A 3,624-nucleotide genomic window follows, 5' to 3' on the forward strand; every position below is an offset into this window, starting at 1 on the left:
CGCCGCTGCTGCCCCTGCCGCCGGCCGCCAGACGGTGGCTGCCCAGCAGGCCCGCGTCAAAGGCTTCGCGCTCGATATGGGCGGGCCGGACGAGGATGACGACGACTTCCGGCAGAGCGCATAGCCTGTCTAAATCTTAAGTAGACATTATCCATGCTTCGCCGCCACTGTCGCAAGACAGTGGCGGTATTCATATTTCAGTATAAGCAAACTCCATCGAGAAATTTGTAACTATTTTCGCCTATATTGGCTATCGAGGAAAAACGACACGACTTCTCTTGATAGGGGCATGACATGCGATTGACGATTAAATCGAAGCTGATCATGGCTTTCGGCGTGACAATCGGCCTTTTGATCGCAATGACACTTTACGGCGTATCCAGCCTCTCAACGATCAACCGTTCTTCTACCGACGTCATCGAAGGTCCGGTGTTGCGGCTGGAATATGCGCTGACGGCGTCCGGCAAGATGTCCGAAACCATCAGAGCCCAGAAGAATGCGCTTCTGAGCCGGACGCCGGATGAGGTCAACCGATACATGACCTCGAGCAACGCGCTGAACGACGAGCTGATCACGGTCGCCAAATCCGGTTTCGAGATCGCATCCCCGCAAGGCAAGCCCTATTGGGAAGCCGTCGTGAACGACGCCGCCACCTTCAAGACGGTTGCCGCGGAGTTGTATTCGCTTCAGGCCAGCGGCAAACTGGACGAAGCGATCGAGCTTTCCAATGGCAAGCTGCGCGACATCGCCACCGCCATGGGGCAATCGATCGGCAAGCTGATCGGCGTCCAGAAGGTTGCCATGCAGAGCGCCCGGGATGCCAATGCGGAACTCTTCGACACGACGCGCAATCTGCTTTTCGCCCTGGCTGGCGGCGCTACGCTGATCGCGCTGATCGCTGCTTCCTGGATCGCCATCGGCATCAGCCGCGGCCTGAAGAAGATCACCGTTGCCGCCGACGCCGTCGCGCTCGGCGACCTCGATCAGACCATCGAGATCACGACCAACGACGAAATCAAGGATCTGATCGGGAAAATCAACGTCATGACCGGCAATCTGCGTGCCACTGCTGCGGTTGCCACTGAAATTTCCTTCGGCAATCTGGCGGTTGACGTGAAGCCCCTGTCAGAGCGCGACAGCCTCGGCATTGCCATGAAGAGCATGGTGACCAATCTGCGCGAGACGGCGGCTTCGGCCAGTCAGATCGCGCTCGGCGACCTGACCAGGGACGTCACGCCGCTCTCCGACAAGGACACGCTCGGCATCGCCATGAAGAGCATGGTGACCAATCTGCGCGAGACCGCCCGGGTTGCCGAAACCATCGCCAATGGCGACCTGACCGTCAACGTCAAGCCGATGTCGGACAAGGACACGCTCGGCATCGCGCTGGAAACCATGGTCCACCGCCTGCGCGGCGTGGTCGGCGATGCGCTCGCCGCCTCCGACAATGTCTCCTCCGGCAGCCAGGAACTGTCTTCGGCGTCCGAACAGGTCAGCCAAGGTGCCACCGAGCAGGCCTCGTCGGCTGAAGAAGCCTCGGCCTCGATGGAGGAGATGGCCGCCAACATCAAGCAGAATGCCGACAACGCCGCCCAGACCGAGAAGATCGCCCGCCAGTCCGCCAAGGATGCCGAGGCCTCCGGCCAGGCCGTCAATCGTGCCGTCGGCGCCATGCGCACCATTGCCGAGAAGATCTCCATCGTCCAGGAAATCGCCCGCCAGACCGACCTGCTCGCGCTGAATGCAGCGGTGGAAGCCGCACGCGCCGGCGAGCACGGCAAGGGCTTCGCGGTCGTGGCGTCCGAAGTGCGCAAGCTGGCCGAGCGCTCACAGTCCGCCGCCGCCGAAATCTCGGCGCTATCAGGTGACACCGTTCAGGTGGCGACCGAGGCCGGCGAGATGCTGAACCGTCTGGTGCCCGACATCCGCAAGACTGCCGAACTGGTCTCGGAGATCTCGGCCGCCTGCCGTGAACAGGACATCGGCGCCTCACAGATCAACGAGGCGATCCAGCAGCTGGACAAGGTCACCCAGCAGAANGATGCTGAACCGTCTGGTGCCCGACATCCGCAAGACTGCCGAACTGGTCTCGGAGATCTCGGCCGCCTGCCGTGAACAGGACATCGGCGCCTCACAGATCAACGAGGCGATCCAGCAGCTGGACAAGGTCACCCAGCAGAATGCCGGGGCGTCTGAAGAAATGTCGGCGACGTCGGAAGAACTGGCTGCCCAGGCCGAGGAGCTGCAGGCCTCGATCGCCTTCTTCAAGGTCGAGCAGAGCCAGGCAGCCGCCCGGCAGGGTGCACGTCCCGCCGCAGCCCCCGCTCGCGCCAAGGCCGCACCGGCTCCGGTCTCAGCCCCTGCAAAGCGCAAGCCCGCCGCAGCAGCTCCTGCCGCCGGCCGCCAGACAGTGGCTGCCCAGCAGGCCCGCGTCAAAGGCTTCGCGCTCGATATGGGCGGGCCGGACGAGGATGACGACGACTTCCGCGTCAGCGCCTGAGCGCCTGCCGCCTATCTCGCGTCAGCGCATAAAGACATGCGCTGACGCCAGCGCCGGCCATGGGGAGCCGGCGTAAACAACCGGCCTACCGGGGTTGCAAGGGGTGAATGCATCGGTCCTTCAGCAACAATCGGGCGATCTTCGCCAAGCAATTTTTTGATCGCATTCGCACCATGGGGGTTTTTTCAGTGCGTTTCACCATCAAGTTAAAGCTGACCTTGGCCTTTGGCCTCATTATCCTGCTGGCAATCGGCATGGCCGGAATTTCCATCACGCAATTGGCCTCGTTGAACACAGCGATCGCGCGCATCGTCGATGGACCCGCGACGAACCTGCGCAATTCCACCGATCTGTCGACCGCCGTGCTCAATGCCGTGCGCTTCGAGAAGAATATCGTTCTGAGCAGCGACCCGCAGCTGATCGATAGCTTCCGCGACCAGATCAATCACCACAAGGATGAGATCAACGCGTCGGTTCAGAGGATATCACAGGTCACGCGCAATCCCGCCGTCCTGGAAAAGATGGCCAGCTTTTCGGCGCTCTACGCCAGATGGCAGCAGCTCGACGATCAGGTCGTGAAGCTCGCGCAGATCAATACGGAAGCCGCCGACAAGCAGGCAGCCGATATCTCCATGGGCGAGTCACGCAAGGTGACCAATGACATGGTCGATGCTGTCAAGACGATCAACGAGGCGATCATTCTCGATCTCAACCAGACCAATGACGCCACGGATCAGGAATATGCGCTCTCGCGCAATCTGCTGATCGGCAGCGTCGCCGTTCTCCTGGTGCTGTCGGTTGCCATCGCCGCCTGGATCGCGATGAGCATCAATTCAGGACTGCGCAAGATCAAGCAGGCGGCCGAAGCCGTGGCCATCGGCGATCTCGATCAGAATGTCGAGGTCAAGACCAATGACGAGATCAAGGATCTGGTCGACACGATCAATGTCATGACCGGCAACCTGCGCGAGACGGCAAGCGTGGCCAGCCGCATCTCCGGCGGCGACCTGACCGTCAACGTCAAGCCGATGTCGGACAAGGATACGCTCGGCATCGCGCTGGAAACCATGGTCCACCGCCTGCGCGGCGTGGTCGGCGATGCGCTCGCCGCCTCCGACAATGTC

General features: G+C 61.4%; 1 protein-coding gene and 3 pseudogenes. All 4 read left to right on the forward strand.

The window, feature by feature from the left end; all coding sequences use genetic code 11:
- Nucleotides 1–294 precede the first annotated feature (294 nt).
- Nucleotides 295–1,053: pseudogene (locus BJF92_RS26445) on the forward strand (MCP four helix bundle domain-containing protein); the annotation flags it as partial.
- A 105-nt stretch (nt 1,054–1,158) separates the two neighbouring features.
- Nucleotides 1,159–2,037: pseudogene (locus tag BJF92_RS26450) on the forward strand (methyl-accepting chemotaxis protein); the annotation flags it as partial.
- 4 nt (nt 2,038–2,041) lie between these two features.
- Nucleotides 2,042–2,500, forward strand: a pseudogene (locus BJF92_RS07185) (methyl-accepting chemotaxis protein); the annotation flags it as partial.
- Nucleotides 2,501–2,688: 188 nt separating this feature from the next.
- On the forward strand, nt 2,689–3,624 hold a 936-nt coding region (locus BJF92_RS07190), incomplete at its 3' end, for a HAMP domain-containing protein (RefSeq protein ID WP_158032209.1).

Source organism: Xaviernesmea rhizosphaerae, from assembly GCF_001938945.1.
GTDB classification, from domain to species: Bacteria; Pseudomonadota; Alphaproteobacteria; order Rhizobiales; family Rhizobiaceae; genus Xaviernesmea; species Xaviernesmea rhizosphaerae.